Origin of the sequence: Stenotrophomonas sp. C3(2023) (assembly GCF_032911385.1) — a bacterium.
GTDB lineage: Bacteria > Pseudomonadota > Gammaproteobacteria > Xanthomonadales > Xanthomonadaceae > Stenotrophomonas.
In genome coordinates, this window is sequence record NZ_JAWJLO010000001.1 from 2,986,986 (window position 1) to 3,000,812 (window position 13,827).

At 65.9% G+C, this 13,827-nt stretch carries 12 protein-coding genes; 3 read left to right on the plus strand and 9 right to left on the minus strand.

Features of this window, described 5'->3' with window-relative positions; genetic code table 11:
- Window position 1 precedes the first annotated feature (1 nt).
- From RZA67_RS13310 to RZA67_RS13340, 7 genes are all read right to left on the minus strand, one after another.
- A complete protein-coding gene (locus RZA67_RS13310) occupies window positions 2-1,471 on the minus strand; it encodes an ABC transporter ATP-binding protein (RefSeq protein ID WP_317213204.1) in 1,470 nt (489 codons plus the stop codon).
- Window positions 1,461-2,243 (minus strand): ABC transporter permease, encoded by a 783-nt coding sequence (locus tag RZA67_RS13315; RefSeq protein ID WP_317213205.1) that lies wholly within the window; start codon window positions 2,241-2,243, stop codon window positions 1,461-1,463. Before RZA67_RS13315 ends, RZA67_RS13310 begins: the two co-directional genes overlap by 11 nt.
- Window positions 2,240-3,418, minus strand: a complete 1,179-nt coding sequence (locus RZA67_RS13320; RefSeq protein ID WP_317213206.1) for a cystathionine gamma-synthase — start codon at window positions 3,416-3,418, stop codon at window positions 2,240-2,242. The genes RZA67_RS13315 and RZA67_RS13320 overlap by 4 nt, the downstream gene beginning before the upstream one ends.
- Window positions 3,419-3,533: 115 nt before the next feature.
- Window positions 3,534-4,904, minus strand: coding sequence for a pyridoxal-phosphate dependent enzyme (locus RZA67_RS13325; RefSeq protein WP_317213207.1), 1,371 nt, complete (start codon window positions 4,902-4,904; stop codon window positions 3,534-3,536).
- 251 nt (window positions 4,905-5,155) lie between these two features.
- Window positions 5,156-5,392, minus strand: a complete 237-nt coding sequence (locus RZA67_RS13330; RefSeq protein ID WP_317213208.1) for a YdcH family protein — start codon at window positions 5,390-5,392, stop codon at window positions 5,156-5,158.
- Window positions 5,393-5,714: 322 nt separating this feature from the next.
- Window positions 5,715-6,599 carry a hypothetical protein gene (locus RZA67_RS13335; RefSeq protein ID WP_317213209.1) on the minus strand — a complete coding sequence of 295 codons (885 nt, stop codon included), beginning with the start codon at window positions 6,597-6,599 and terminating at the stop codon, window positions 5,715-5,717.
- Window positions 6,599-6,961 carry a DUF4398 domain-containing protein gene (locus RZA67_RS13340; protein ID WP_317214019.1) on the minus strand — a complete coding sequence of 121 codons (363 nt, stop codon included), beginning with the start codon at window positions 6,959-6,961 and terminating at the stop codon, window positions 6,599-6,601. Before RZA67_RS13340 ends, RZA67_RS13335 begins: the two co-directional genes overlap by 1 nt.
- Window positions 6,962-7,079: 118 nt before the next feature.
- On the opposite strand from RZA67_RS13340, the gene RZA67_RS13345 reads away from it, so the two are divergent.
- From RZA67_RS13345 to RZA67_RS13355, 3 genes are all read left to right on the plus strand, one after another.
- A complete protein-coding gene (locus RZA67_RS13345; RefSeq protein ID WP_317213210.1) occupies window positions 7,080-8,207 on the plus strand; it encodes a PilT/PilU family type 4a pilus ATPase in 1,128 nt (375 codons plus the stop codon).
- A gap of 148 nt (window positions 8,208-8,355) precedes the next feature.
- Entirely contained in the window at window positions 8,356-9,648 is a 1,293-nt protein-coding gene (locus RZA67_RS13350) for a putative DNA modification/repair radical SAM protein (RefSeq protein WP_317213211.1), read from the plus strand.
- Window positions 9,648-11,069: a UdgX family uracil-DNA binding protein gene (locus tag RZA67_RS13355; RefSeq protein WP_317214021.1), complete on the plus strand. Its 1,422-nt coding sequence runs from the start codon at window positions 9,648-9,650 to the stop codon at window positions 11,067-11,069. Before RZA67_RS13350 ends, RZA67_RS13355 begins: the two co-directional genes overlap by 1 nt.
- 64 nt (window positions 11,070-11,133) lie before the next feature.
- Here the strand turns inward: RZA67_RS13355 and glmS are convergent, their stop codons facing one another.
- Together glmS and maiA are read right to left on the minus strand one after the other, a co-directional pair.
- On the minus strand, window positions 11,134-12,966 hold the full coding sequence (glmS, locus tag RZA67_RS13360) for a glutamine--fructose-6-phosphate transaminase (isomerizing) (protein WP_317213212.1): 1,833 nt from the start codon (window positions 12,964-12,966) through the stop codon (window positions 11,134-11,136).
- A gap of 148 nt (window positions 12,967-13,114) precedes the next feature.
- Complete coding sequence (gene maiA / locus RZA67_RS13365) at window positions 13,115-13,825, minus strand: maleylacetoacetate isomerase (RefSeq protein ID WP_317213213.1); 711 nt, start codon at window positions 13,823-13,825, stop codon at window positions 13,115-13,117.
- Window positions 13,826-13,827 lie beyond the last annotated feature (2 nt).

The window sequence follows — 13,827 nt, forward strand, 5'->3', positions numbered from 1 at the left end:
ACTAGGTCGGTTCGACGGTGTCTGCGCGCATGCGAAGGTCGCACACGCCACCGAAGGTGTATTCCTTCTGCCGCATGCCGACCTGGAAGAAAGCAGCTTCGTCGCGCCAGTGCAGCATACGCTGCGCGCCGCCGAAACGTTCCACCTCTTCCGATACTGAGGCCTGGATCTCGTAGAAGTTCATGCCAAGGGTGCAGTCGAAGCTGAAACGTATCGTGAAGGGCTGATCGGCCGGGAACGACGTTCCCCATACCCCTGGCGCCTGCGCATCAACCTCAGCCCACGTCTGGACGTCCTGGTTCAAGGTGCCCCACGAGTAGAGCTTGACCCCTTCCTTGTTACGCAGCCGGACATTGACGTTGAGTTTGTCCATGTCACGCGCCGGACGGGAGGTGACCTCGATGACCACTCTGTCGCGCGGCAGGAAGTAGTTACATTCCTCACCCGCATCATCAAGAATTCTGACCCGTTCGATGACGCAGTCGAAGTCGCCGAAGCTGAGTCTGTCTGTCAGCTCGGCCGAAGCGGAGGCAGCTGAGTCAGCCATTGCCGCTGCGTCCTCTTCCACGACAACCGATGCTTCGACCGCTGCGGGGAGCGGCTGGGTGGATGCGTGAGCCTGCGGCGCCACTTTGACGCTCTGCTGCGCATGCAGCACATGCTGCGCGCTCACGGACGCGTAGTAGGCACGCTCGTCCTCGTGCAGCTGCTTGCGGTACTCAAGTACCACGTCCGACGAGGGACCACTCGCATGAACCAGGCCATCACGCAGCAGGATCGAGTGATCGGTCAGCGTACGGATCGACTCCTGGTCGTGTGACACCAGCAGCAGGGTGCATCCATTGGCACGCAACGCCTCCATCTGCTGGAAACAGCGCTTCTGGAACAAGGCGTCGCCCACAGCCAGCGCCTCGTCGACGATCAGAATGTCAGGCTCGACCTGCGTCTGCACGGCAAATGCGAGGCGCAGCATCATACCGCTGGAATAGGTCCGCACCGGCTGGTCGATGAAGTTGCCGATATCCGCAAATCCCGCGATGGCATCGAAGCGCTCCATCACTTCGCGCTCGCTGAGGCCTAGAATCATGCCATTGAGGATGACGTTCTCGCGCCCTGTGAAATCGGGATTGAAGCCACTGCCCAGCTCGAGCAATGCGGCAATGCGGCCGTTGACCTTGGCATGGCCGCTGGTAGGTGCCAGCGTACCGGCGATGATCTGCAGCAATGTCGACTTGCCAGAGCCGTTGCGGCCGATGATGCCTACCGCATCGCCACGACGCACCTGCAGGCTGACATCACGCAGCGCCCAGAACTCGCGGCCGCGCTGACGGTTCGCCCATTCGGCCTTGCCGGGCACGACCTTGCCCAGACGCGGCAGGAGCATCTGCAACAGACGGTCGGACGGGCGCTCGTAGATGTTGAAGACCTTGCTGACCCGGGCGATATCGATGACCATTTCTTCAGACGACATCAGCGAATGCCCTCCTGGTGCGCTGGAACCACCAGTAGCCTACGAAGAAGATAAGCAGGGACCAGCCCACTGCCCAAGCGTACAGGCCCCAGTCCGGCAGCGTTCCAGTCACGATGAGCGCCCGGATCTGCTCCACATACACCGCAAGCGGACTTAACCGCATCCATTTACCGATGGCATCAGGGAAGATGATTGAGGGATAGAGCACGGGAGTCAGGTACTGCAGTACGCGTGCCAGCAACGCGGCGAACTGGTCGACGTCGCGGAAAAAGACACCCAGCGAGGCAAAGAGGTAGGTCACGCCCATGGTCAGCATGAGCAGCGGGATCACCAGAACAGGAAGCAGCAGAAGTGCCCAGTGGAAGCTGAAGCTGCTGAACAGAATGAAGAAGGCCAACGCGATTGCCGCAACGCCCGCATTGTAGAGCGAGGACAGCACGACCACAGGCGGCAGCACTTCCAGTGGGAAAACGACCTTCTTCACCAGATTGGGGTTGTGCAGCACCGCGGTCGGCGCGCGGGTAAGCGACTCGGCGAAGAAGTTGTAGACGATCAGGCCGATGAACAACAGAACGGCATAGTCGACCTTCGAATTGACCTGCACGCCCTTCCATTGCGCGCTGAAGATTGTGCTGAAGATCACCGTGTAGATCCCCAGCATGATCAGCGGGACGACCAGACCCCACAAGGCGCCGAGCATCGATTCCTTGTACTTCTTGTTGATGTCGCGGCTGGTCAGGCTGAGCAGCAACTCAAGGCGTCGACGCATCATGCCAATGCACCAGCCAACGCCCGTTCCAGATCCGCCTGCAGATCCGCAATCTCCTCCACGCCCACGCTCAGCCGCACCAGCGCATCACTGATACCCAGCTGTTCACGGCGCACCACCGGAATCGAGGCATGAGTCATCACCGCCGGATGGTTGACCAGGCTTTCAACCCCGCCCAGCGATTCGGCCAGGGTAAACAGCTCGGTCTTCTCGCAGAACGCCTTGGCAGCGGCAAACCCGCCCTTGACGACGATCGACACGATGCCACCGAAGCCGTCCATCTGGCGCTTGGCCAGCGCATGCTGCGGGTGCGACTCCAGCCCCGGGTAGATCACCTTCTCCACCGCCGGGTGCGACTGCAGCCACTGGGCCAGCGCCTGGGCATTGGCGCAGTGCGCCTTCATGCGCAGCGGCAGAGTCTTCAGGCCACGCAGGGCAAGGAAGCTGTCGAACGGTCCCTGCACACCCCCGATGGAGTTCTGCAGGAAGGCCATCTGCTCGGCCAGCTCGGCGTTGTCACCGACCACCACCATGCCGCCCACCATGTCCGAGTGCCCGTTGAGGTACTTGGTCGCCGAATGCAGTACCAGGTCGGCGCCCAGTTCGAGCGGACGCTGCAGCATCGGCGAGGCGAAGGTGTTGTCGACCACCACGATCAGACCATGGCGCTTGGCCACTGCCGCCACCGCCGCGATGTCGACGATCTTCAGCATCGGGTTGGTCGGGGTTTCAATCCAGACCATGCGCGTGGCCGGCGTGATGGCCGCTTCGAAGGCCGCCAGGTCGGTCAGGTCGACAAAGCTGAAATCCAGCCCCGCGGTGCGCCGACGCACGCGCTCGAACAGACGGAAGCTGCCGCCGTAGATGTCGTCCATCGCCACGACATGGCTGCCGGCGTCCAGCAGCTCGATCACCGTGGAGCTGGCCGCCATGCCCGAGGCGAAGGCAAAGCCGCGCGTGCCACCTTCCAGCGAGGCCACGCCGCGCTCGTAGGCGAAGCGGGTCGGGTTGTGGGTGCGCGAATACTCAAAGCCCTGGTGCTCGCCCGGGCTGGACTGCGCATAGGTCGAGGTCGCATAGATCGGCGGCATCACCGCGCCGGTGCTCGGGTCCGGCGACTGGCCGCCGTGGATGGCCAGGGTGGCCAGCGCAAGCGGGCGCTTGGAGGTATCGGTCATGGTGTTTCCTGCAGGGCGCCGCGCGGGCGGCGCCGTCAAAGGAGCGGGAGTCTACCAGCGCGGGCTTAACGGCCTTTGACACGGGCAGAACGGGTATACGGTGGGCGTCGGGAGCTTACTGCACCCGACGACGCAGGTAGTTCAGCAGATCGATCCGGGTGATCAGGCCGAGGAAGCTCTCCCCGTCCATCACGATCGCCACCTGGCCGCGGTCGAACACCGGCAGCAGCGCCTCGATCGGCGACTTCACATCCAGCCGGTCCAGCTTGCTGACCATCGCGGTGGAGACCGGGTCGCGGAAGCGCGCCTCGTCGCCGTACACATGCAGCAGCACGTCACTCTCGTCGACGATGCCCACCAGCTGGTCGCCGTCCATCACCGGCAGCTGCGAGACGTCGTACAGCTTCATGCGCTGGTAGGCGGTGGTCAGCAGGTCGTTGGGGCCGATCACCACGGTGTCCCGCTGGCCATAGGGGCGCAGGATCAGATCGCGCAGGTCGCCGTGCTGCGGGCGCTCCAGGAAGCCGTTGTCCAGCATCCAGTAGTCGTTGTACATCTTGGAGAGGTACTTGTTGCCGGTATCGCAGACCAGCACCAGCACCTTCTTCGGCGTGGTCTGCTCCCTGCAGTACTTCAGCGCCGCAGCCAGCAGCGTGCCGGTGGAGGAGCCGCCGAGAATGCCTTCCTTGCCCAGCAGCTCGCGCGCGGTGTGGAAGCTCTCGGCGTCGGTGATCGCGTAGGCCTTGCTGACCCGGCTGAAGTCGGCGATCGAGGGCAGGAAGTCCTCGCCGATGCCTTCGACCAACCACGAGCCGGACTTGTCGTTGAGGTTGCCGTCGTTGATGTACTCGGCCAGGATCGAGCCAACCGGGTCGGCCAGCACCAGTTCAGTGGCCGGCGAGAGCTGGGCGAAGGCCCGCGACAGGCCGGTCATCGTGCCCGAGCTGCCACAGCCGAAGACCACCGCATCCAGCTCGCCGCCCATCTGCTGCAGGATCTCCGGGCCGGTGCCGAACTCATGTGCGGCAGGGTTGTCCGGGTTGCCGAACTGGTTGATGAAGTACGCGCCCGGGGTCTGCGCGGCAATCGTCGCGGCCAGATCCTGGTAATACTCCGGGTGACCCTTGGCCACGTCCGAGCGGGTCAGCCGCACTTCGGCGCCCATGGCCTTGAGGTTGAAGATTTTTTCCCGGCTCATCTTGTCCGGGACCACGAGGATCAGCTTGTAGCCTTTCTGCTGGGCCACCAGGGCCAGGCCCAGGCCGGTGTTGCCGGCCGTGCCTTCCACCAGGGTGGCGCCCGGCTTGAGATCACCACGCTTTTCGGCGGCCTCGATCATCGACAGACCGATACGGTCCTTGATCGACCCACCCGGGTTGGCGCTTTCCAGCTTCAGGTACAGCTCGCACACGCCCGTGTCCAGGCGCTGGGCCTTGACGATCGGGGTCTGGCCAATGAGTTCGAGGACGGAAGAATGGATGGACATCGGGGGAGATCGTTTCGCGCCCATGACGGGCCGGACCCCTGATTATCCGTTGTAACCGCGCGAAAGTCAGGCCGCTGCACAGGGCAGTGAAGTGCGCGGGCGACAGGGTCGACGAGGAGGCCCTGCCGCCCACGGCGTAAACGGGGTGGCGGTGGTCAATCAATCATCCGGAGTGCCTCACGGCAGGCACGGCAGCCCGCTGCGAGTTGGCGCCCGGAGGCTGGCCCGGGCAGGCCAGCCTCCACTTGAGGTCAGTGCGAGGGAGAGGATGCGGGAAGCGGGGTCTCGTACATCCGCATCAGGCGCTGCTTGGCCAGCAGTTTCTCGCGCTTCATGCGGCCCAGGGTGACATCGTCGACCGGGAGTACGCCCAACTCGGCATCCATGCACTTCTTGTTCAACTTCCGATGTTGGTCATGAAGAATCCGGAACTCCGGGTCCTGCGCACGGCGCGCGTCGATCTCGCTCTGGGGCTGATCTTCAAACATGATGAACCTCCTTCGGTAGCAAACACGAACGCCCCGGCCTTGCGGCACGGGGCGTTGCAGGAAGGAAGGCAGTCCGGTGCCCGCAGCCACGCCCGAGCTGGCATCCGCACTGGCCATGCGGTACTGCGCCTTCCTCGGTTCGTGCCCTGCACACATCGGCCCGGCCCTCCAATCGCCCGGTCCGCGGAAGTGCGTCCCGGACGATTGACCCTACGCTTGCGCGGAGGGGGGTTCAAGCCCCCCACGACAAAAAAGGTCGCGGCACCGACGAGCGGTTCAGGCTGACTGCGCAGAAAAACAAATAAATAACAAAAACAACGCGTTAGGGCGCGACCACGATCTCCGCCGAACGGGCGCGGGTGGCGGCGGCCTTGCGGCCTACCACCTGCAAGCGATTGCTGCTGACGCCCGCTGCCACCAGTGCGTCACGCAGGGCTTCGGCACGACGCTGGCCCACGCCAGTAGCGTTGTCCCAGGCCTCGATACGCACCCTGCCCTTCCTGCCGATGTTCAGGTATTCGGCCAGCGCCTTGGCCTGGTTGGCAGCACCCGAAGACAGCGCGGCCTGCCCATTGGCAAAGGCGTCACCGGTAAGGGTGAAGACCTCGCCGCGCGCCTCGAAGCGGCTGGCCGGCAGTTTGTGGCCGGACACCAGCTCGGCCTCCTCCCGCGCCAGCTTGGCCGCATTCTGCTGGGCCGCGCTGACCCGGGCCTGCTGCTTGCCGGCCACGCTGGTCAGCGCATTCTCGGCGTCCTGGCGCGCCAGGATCTCGTTTTCGGCGGCCAGACGCAGGCGCTCGGCCTCCTCGGCCTGGATCTGGGCCTGCATGCGCAGGCGCTCCACTTCCTGGCGCGCGCGCGCCGCCTCACGACGGTTGGCCTCGATCAGCAGGTCACTGCGGGTGCGCTCGAGCTGGCTCGACTCGCGCTGGGCCAGCCGGGCGCGCACCGTGGTCTCGGCAATCTCGACCCGGCGCTCGGCCAGGTAGCGGGCCAGTTCCTGATCACGGCGCTTGGCTTTTTCCAGCGCGGCCACCGCCTGCTGGGCCTGCACGCGCTCGAACGCAGCCATTTCGGCAGTGTCCGGGTTGAACTGCAGCGCAGACAGGCGCTGGTTGAGCTGGGCCACCGCGGGGTCATCGGCGGCGACGGCCAGCAGCGGCAGCGCGGCAAGGCCGGCCAGCAGGATCAGCGTGGGTGCGCGCATCAACGGTCCTCCCCGGTCTGCAGCTGGCGTTGCAGCTGCTGTACTTCATTGCGGTGCAGCTGCAGCTGCGCGGCCGCGGTGGATTCCTCGCTGCGGGCGCGGGCCAGGTCAGCGTCGGCGGCCGCACGCAGGGCCAGCGCCGGGGCGTTCTTGCGCTCGCGGCGGTCCTGCGCGGCGCGCTGGGCCTGCTCCAGGCCCTGCCGGGCCATGTCGATCAGGTCCGGGGCGTACTGGTCGGCGTCGGCCTGGGTGGCCTTGTCCACCGCCTGGCGGGCCTGGGCCAGTTCTTGGGCACCATCCTGCGCCAGCACCGGGCTGGAGAAGGCAACTGCGAACGCCATCACATACAGGCTCTGGCGCATTTGTGCGAAGCTACGTCGATTCATTGGGGAGGCCGTGCCGGTTGTCGGTACTGCGGCCATTGTCGTCATGCCGGTGCTCTGCTTGCAACGGGACGCGGCGGATTTGTTGGGGAAATACATGGATATCGGCTATTTCCTGAAGCTGATGACCGAAAAGAACGCGTCGGACATGTTTTTGACCACAGGCGCGCCGGTCTACATCAAGATTGAAGGCAAGCTTTACCCGCTGGGCAATACCGGCCTGCCGCCGGGCATGGTCAGCAAGATCGCGTACTCGCTGATGGATCCCGGCCAGGTCACCCAGTTCGAGCAGGAGCTGGAGCTGAACATGGCCATCGCGATCGCCGACGCCGGCCGCTTCCGCGTCAACGTGTTCAAGCAGCGTGGCGAAACCGGCATGGTGATCCGAGCGATCCGCAGCCAGATTCCCAGCATCGAGGCGCTCAACCTGCCCCAGGTGCTCAAGGACGTCATCATGACCCCGCGTGGGCTGGTGCTGGTGGTCGGCTCGACCGGCTCGGGCAAGTCGACCTCGCTGGCCTCGATGATCGACCACCGCAACAGCACCACCACCGGTCACATCCTCACCATCGAAGACCCGATCGAGTACCTGCACCGGCACAAGCTGTCCATCGTCAACCAGCGCGAAGTCGGCCTGGACACCCGGACCTTCCACAGCGCACTGAAGAATGCGATGCGCGAAGCGCCCGACGTGATCCTGATCGGTGAAATCCTCGACGCGCAGACCATGGAAGCGGCCATCGCCTTTGCCGAGACCGGTCACCTGTGCCTGGCCACCCTGCACTCCAACAACGCCGACCAGACCATCGAGCGCATTCTCAACTTCTTCCCCGAAAGCGCTCACCGCAACGTGCTGATGAACCTGTCACTGAACCTGCGGGCCGTGGTCAGCCAGCGCCTGGTGAAGAACAAGGAAGGCCGCCGCCTGCCCGCCACCGAGGTGTTGATCAACACCCCGCTGATCCGTGACCTGCTGCGCCGCGGCCAGGTTCATGAGATCAAGGCCGCGATGGAAGCGTCGCTGGAGGAAGGCATGGAGAGCTTCGACCAGTGCCTGTTCCGCATGGTCAAAGACGGTACGATCGAGATCGAGGAGGCGCTGCGCGCGGCCGATTCACGCGATGGGCTGGCATTGAAGTTCCGGCTCTCCGAGGGCAGCAGCGGCGAGCATGACCCGTACGCCGACTTTTCCGCCAACCAGCCGCAGATCACCCACGGTTTCTGACCGGTTAGCCCCGACGGGCACGGAAGAGCCGACCCCATGGTCGGCTGCTCTTCGGCCAGCGCGCGACAACCCGCCCGCGCTTAATGCTTCAGATTTTTCGCTGTCGCCCGTCTCATGCGCTGAGACTGGCCCCGGCTAGGGTGCGGTGATGGAAACTGTCCGTAAACTCGCCATCCTTGCCGATGCGGCCAAGTACGATGCGTCCTGCGCCTCCAGCGGCGCAGGTCGCCGCGACTCCCGTGGCACCGGCGGGGTGGGCAGCACCGAGGGGTCGGGCATCTGCCACAGCTACACCCCGGACGGCCGCTGTGTCTCGCTGCTGAAAATCCTGCTGACCAATTTCTGCATCTACGACTGCGCGTACTGCATCAATCGGGTCTCCAGCAATGTCCAGCGCGCGCGCTTCAGCGTCGATGAAGTGGTGGCGCTGACGCTGGATTTCTACAAGCGCAACTATATCGAGGGCCTGTTCCTGTCCAGTGGCATCATCCGCAACGCGGACTACACCATGGAGCAGATGGTCGAGGTCGCCCGCCGCCTGCGCGAGGAGCACCGCTTCGCCGGCTACATCCACCTCAAGACCATTCCTGAAGCCTCCCCCGAGCTGCTGGCCAGCGCCGGCCGGTACGCCGATCGCCTGTCCATCAACGTCGAGCTGCCCACCGAGGCCGGGCTGGCCACGTTCGCGCCCGAGAAGACCGTGCAGTCGATCCGCGGTGCCATGGGCGAGCTGCGCTGGCGCATCGACGAGGCGCGTGAGGCACGCGCCCCGGCCACACCGGCAGCGGTTGCCTCGCCGACGGTCAAGCGCACCGCGCGTCCACGGCCTCCCCGTTTTGCGCCTGCCGGCCAGAGCACGCAGATGATCGTCGGCGCCGACGGCGCCAACGACCGGCAGATCCTTGCCTCGGCCGATGCGCTCTACGGCAGCTACCGCATGCGCCGGGTCTACTACTCGGCCTTCAGCCCGATCCCCGATGCCAGCCGCAAGCTGCCGGTACAGCCGCCGCCGCTGGCCCGCGAGCACCGGCTTTACCAGGCCGACTGGCTGCTGCGTTTCTACGGCTACGGTGTCGAAGAAATCACCAGCACCACCAGCGACGGCATGCTCGACCTGGACATCGACCCCAAGATGGCCTGGGCCATCGCCCATCCCGAGCGCTTTCCAGTCGACCTCAACCGGGCACCGAAAGAACTGCTGCTGCGCGTGCCAGGGCTTGGCGTGCGCAACGTCAAGCGGGTGCTGATGGCCCGCCGCCACGCGCGCCTGCGCGTGGCCGACGTGGCCCGGCTGAAGGCACCGATGGGCAAGCTGCTGCCCTTCGTGCAGCTGGCCGACCACCATCCGCGCAGATCGCTGGATGACCCGGCCGCGCTCCGGGCGCGGTTGGCACCCCCGCCGCGTCAGGGCTCGCTGTTCGACGCGCTGCCGGCGGCATGATGCAGCGTGGCTCGGTGCGCGTGGACCCGCCGTGGTCACTGCAGGCGTGGCGCGATGCCGCGCGCCGCGGGTTGCAGGCCAACGCGGCACCGGCCGAACTGGACTGGCTGCACGGCACTGACGCCTCGCTGCTTGATGCCCCGGCCCTGCCGGAGGCCACCGATGACGGCGCAGCCGGCAGCGTGCCGCGCGCGTTTCTGGAGCTGGCCGAAACCTGCCTGTGCCACCGCGATCCGCAGCGCATGCCCCTGCTCTACCGCATGCTGTGGCGGATCCGCCACGGTGAGCGCGCGCTGCTGTCCAACCCGGCCGACGCCGACGTGCTGCGTGCGATGGCAATGGCCCAGGCGGTGCGCCGCGACAGCCACAAGATGAAAGCATTTGTGCGCTTCCGCGAGATTCCCGGCCAGGCCGATGCCTTCATTGCCTGGTTCGAGCCGGACCATTTCATCGTCGACCGCGTGGCGCCGTTCTTCGCGCGCCGTTTTGCCGGCATGCGCTGGGCGATCCTCACCCCGTATCGCAGCGCGCACTGGGACGGCCGGACACTTTCCTTCGGTCCCGGTGCCAGCCGCCAGGATGCGCCGGACGATGACGCACGTGAGGACCTGTGGCGTACCTACTACGCCAGCATCTTCAATCCCGCACGGCTGAACACCCGCATGATGCAGCAGGAAATGCCGGCCAGGTACTGGCGGCACCTGCCCGAGGCCAGCCTGCTGCCCTCGCTGGTGCGCGACGCCGCCGGACGCGTGCAGGAAATGCACGACCGCCCCGCACAGCCACCGAGCCGTCGCATCCCCGTACGCAGCCAGCTGCCGCCCGCCCCTGCAGGCGACGACCACGCCGACAGCCTGGCCCAGCTTCAGCGCCAGGCCGAAGGCTGCCGCCAGTGTCCGCTGTGGGAGCCGGCCACACGCACAGTGTTCGGCGAAGGCCCGGCTGATGCCCGGGTGATGCTGGTGGGCGAGCAGCCGGGTGACAAGGAGGACCTGTCCGGACGACCGTTCATCGGACCTGCCGGCCAGCTGCTGGACCGGGCATTGCAGGAACTGGGCATCGAGCGCGGCCAGCTGTACATGACCAATGCGGTCAAGCATTTCCGGTACGAGCGTCGCGGCAAGGTCCGGCTGCACCAGCGGCCGGACAGCACCCACGTTCAGGCGTGCCGGCCGTGGCTGATGGGTGAGATCGCGCGGGTTCGTCCCGAGCGCATCGTCTGCCTCGGCGCCACCGCTGCCTCGTCGGTGTTCGGCCGTGGCTTCAATCTCGCACGCGACCGCGGTCGCTGGCACACGCTCGACGACGGCACGCGTGGTTTTGCCACCGTGCACCCGTCATGGGTACTGCGCCAGAGCGATGCGGGCAAGCGCGAGGCCGCTTACCAGCTGCTGGTGGAGGACCTGCGACAGCTGGTGTGACGGGTCGAAGGGCGTTGCCGGGCAGAGCCCGGCAGCTGCTTTACCTGCCGGGCAGAGCCCGGCACTACTCTACGGTGACGCTCTTGGCCAGGTTGCGCGGCTTGTCGACGTCGGTGCCGCGTGCCAGTGCGGCATGGTAGGCCAGCAGCTGCACCGGCAGGGTGTGTACGATCGGGCTGAGCACACCGGCATGGCGCGGGGTGCGGATCACGTGCACGCCCTCGGACTCGCTGAAGTTGCTGTCCTGGTCGGTGAACACGAACAGCTCGCCACCGCGTGCACGCACTTCCTGCATGTTCGACTTCACCTTTTCCAGCAGGCTGTCGTTGGGCGCGATCACCACCACCGGCATGTCCTCGTCCACCAGCGCGAGCGGGCCATGCTTGAGCTCGCCGGCCGGGTAGGCCTCGGCATGGATGTAGGTGATCTCCTTGAGCTTCAACGCACCTTCCAGTGCGATCGGGTAATGCAGGCCGCGGCCCAGGAACAATGCGTTGTGCTTGCGCGCGAACTGCTCGGCCCACACCGCGATCTGCGGTTCCAGGTTCAGCACGTGCTGCACGCTGCCCGGCAGGAAGCGCAGCTGCTCCAGGTAGTCGGCTTCCTGCGCGGCATCCACGCGGCCATGCAGCTTGCCCAGCACTACGGTCAACTGGAACAGCGCTGCCAGCTGCGTGGTGAAGGCCTTGGTCGAGGCCACGCCGATCTCGGCGCCGGCGCGGGTGTAGCAGACCAGCTCGCTGGCGCGCGGAATCGCACTCTCCGGCACGTTGCAGATCGACAGCGTGTGCCGGTGCCCCAGCGACTTGGCGTACTTGAGCGCTTCCATCGTATCCAGCGTTTCGCCGGACTGGGAAATGGTCACGATCAGGTACTTCGGATTGGCGTGCGCCGCGCGGTAGCGGTACTCGCTGGCGATTTCCACGCTGCAGGGCAGCCCGGCAATCGACTCGATCCAGTACCGCGCGGTCAGGCCTGCGTAATAGCTGGTGCCGCAGGCCAGAATCTGCACGCCCTCAATGCCCGAAAGCACCGTCTCTGCATCGCGGCCGAACAGTTCGGCCGGGAAACCGCCGGCATCGATTGCCGCTTCGATGGTGTCACCCAGCGCGCGCGGCTGCTCGTGGATTTCCTTCTGCATGAAGTGGCGGTACGGGCCCAGCTCCAGCGAGGCCAGCGACACGTCGGACAGGTGCACATCGCGTTCGACGGCGGCGTCCTGTGCATCGAACACCTGCACGCCCTCACGGCTGACCAGGGCGGTATCGCCTTCTTCCAGGAAGATCACCCGGCGCGTGGCCGAGACGATCGCCGAGACGTCGGAGGCCACGAAGTTCTCGCCTTCGCCAAGGCCGACCAGCAACGGGCAGCCCATGCGCGCACAGACGAAATGGTCCGGCTCGGCCTGGCTCAGCACCGCCAGCGCATAGGCGCCAGTCAGCTCCTTCACCGTGGCCTGCAGCGCGGAAAGCAGCGTGCTGCCGGCCTGCTTCAGGTGATGATGCATCAGGTGGGCAATCACCTCGGTGTCGGTCTGCGACTCGAACGCGTAGCCCAGCGCGCGCAGTTTCTCGCGCTGTTCCTCGTGGTTCTCGATGATGCCGTTATGTACCAGCGCCACGCCCTCGCTCATGTGGGGGTGGGCATTGGCCTCGGTGACACCGCCATGGGTGGCCCATCGGGTGTGGCCGATACCCACGCGCGTGTCGAGCCCTTCGGCGGCGGCCGCGCCGGCCATTTCGGCCACGCGCCCGGTGCGTCGCACGCGGCGGATCTGCGCGCCGTCGAGTACTGCGATGCCTGATGAATCGTAACCACGATATTCCAGCCGGGTCAGTCCTTCGATCAGTACCGGCACCACATTACGATCAGCGATCGCACCCACGATTCCGCACATGCTGGTGTCATCCATTGTCCAATGGGCGACAGTATATCCCGCGCCATGGGACAGAGATTGACCGTTGCCGACCGGAAGGCGACAGCGCCGTCAGGCTTCTTCGCAGGGACCCGAAGCGACATCACCGCTGCCGCCGCTGGCGCGGCCTTCAGGCCGCGTCAGCCTGGTTTTCGGGCCGCGCACGGTCAAATGCCGACAACGCCAGGCAGGCGGCCTCGATCCGCTGCAGCACCGGGTACGGCGCCAGAGGCAGGGCAAAACGGCGCGCGTTGTAGAGCTGCGGCAACAGGCAGGCGTCGGCCAGCCCGGGCTGGTCGCCGTGGCAGAACCGCCCGGTGTCGGTACTGGTCGCCAGCATCGTCTCCATGGCCGCCAGCCCCTCGGCCATCCAGTGCAGCGTCCATGCGCTGCGCGCATCGGCCGGGACGTCCAGCTCCCGCTCCAGGTACTGCATCACCCGCAGGTTGTTGAGCGGGTGGATGTCGCACGCGATCAGCTGGGCAAGCGCACGCACGCGCGCACGGCCGGGGGCATCAGGCGGCAGCAGGGGCACGTGTGGATGGATCTCGTCCAGGTACTCCAGGATTGCCAGCGACTGGGTCAGCACGTTATCGCCGTGTTCCAGCGTCGGCACCAGCTGCTGCGGGTTGAGCTGCCGGTAGGCCGGCCGGTGCTGTTCGCCCCCGTCGCGCACCAGATGCACCGGCCGCGCCTGCCAGGACAGGCCTTTCAGCTCCAGCCCGATGCGTACGCGGTAGGCCGCACTGGAGCGCCAATAGGTATGCAGCACCAGCGGCGCGGACGCCGCCGCCCCGCGCTGTGCGTCGCCGTGCTGTGTGTCGCCGTGGATCGCGTCCATGC

Excerpts from the sequence above, each read along its gene's own strand:
- RZA67_RS13350 (WP_317213211.1), top strand. The coding sequence starts at position 8,356 with ATGGAAACTGTCCGTAAACTCGCCATCCTTGCCGATGCGGCCAAGTAC.
- RZA67_RS13335 (WP_317213209.1), bottom strand. The coding sequence starts at position 6,599 with ATGCGCGCACCCACGCTGATCCTGCTGGCCGGCCTTGCCGCGCTGCCG.
- RZA67_RS13330 (WP_317213208.1), bottom strand. The coding sequence starts at position 5,392 with ATGTTTGAAGATCAGCCCCAGAGCGAGATCGACGCGCGCCGTGCGCAG.
- RZA67_RS13315 (WP_317213205.1), bottom strand. The coding sequence starts at position 2,243 with ATGATGCGTCGACGCCTTGAGTTGCTGCTCAGCCTGACCAGCCGCGAC.
- RZA67_RS13320 (WP_317213206.1), bottom strand. The coding sequence starts at position 3,418 with ATGACCGATACCTCCAAGCGCCCGCTTGCGCTGGCCACCCTGGCCATC.
- RZA67_RS13310 (WP_317213204.1), bottom strand. The coding sequence starts at position 1,471 with ATGTCGTCTGAAGAAATGGTCATCGATATCGCCCGGGTCAGCAAGGTC.
- glmS (WP_317213212.1), bottom strand. The coding sequence starts at position 12,966 with ATGTGCGGAATCGTGGGTGCGATCGCTGATCGTAATGTGGTGCCGGTA.
- RZA67_RS13345 (WP_317213210.1), top strand. The coding sequence starts at position 7,080 with ATGGATATCGGCTATTTCCTGAAGCTGATGACCGAAAAGAACGCGTCG.
- RZA67_RS13355 (WP_317214021.1), top strand. The coding sequence starts at position 9,648 with ATGCAGCGTGGCTCGGTGCGCGTGGACCCGCCGTGGTCACTGCAGGCG.
- maiA (WP_317213213.1), bottom strand. The coding sequence starts at position 13,825 with ATGGACGCGATCCACGGCGACACACAGCACGGCGACGCACAGCGCGGG.
- RZA67_RS13340 (WP_317214019.1), bottom strand. The coding sequence starts at position 6,961 with ATGCGCCAGAGCCTGTATGTGATGGCGTTCGCAGTTGCCTTCTCCAGC.
- RZA67_RS13325 (WP_317213207.1), bottom strand. The coding sequence starts at position 4,904 with ATGTCCATCCATTCTTCCGTCCTCGAACTCATTGGCCAGACCCCGATC.